The organism is Colwellia marinimaniae, from assembly GCF_002207865.1.
Lineage (GTDB): Bacteria > Pseudomonadota > Gammaproteobacteria > Enterobacterales > Alteromonadaceae > Colwellia > Colwellia marinimaniae.
This window is the reverse complement of the sequence record NZ_BDQM01000238.1, coordinates 1-276: the sequence shown is the minus strand read 5'-3', so window position 1 is coordinate 276 and position 276 is coordinate 1. Positions and strand designations below refer to the sequence as shown.

The following is a 276-nucleotide window of genomic DNA, read 5'->3' as shown; positions in this document are numbered from 1 at the left end:
GTTTGAGTTCTGGTTCTCGGAAAAGCAGATTGCGGATATCAGACAGGTTGAAACCAGCACGCGTTATCTTGGTACGGCGCTGTACTGGATAGCCGCCAGTATCAATATCAAACCGGGCCATGATTATTACTTTTATATCCGCAGTGTGAACACCGTTGGCAAATCGGCATTCGTGGAGGCCGTCGGTCGGGCGTGCGATGATGCGGCGGGTTACCTGGATTTTTTCAAAGGCAGGATAACCGACTCCCACCTCGGCAAGGGGCTGCTGGAAAAAGT

Annotated in this window: 1 protein-coding gene; it reads left to right on the top strand. The window is 51.8% G+C overall.

The features are described 5' to 3' along the window. Window positions 1-276: phage tail tip protein J-related protein (locus tag MTCD1_RS19085; RefSeq protein ID WP_200818665.1), on the top strand; the 276-nt coding region annotated here is incomplete at both ends.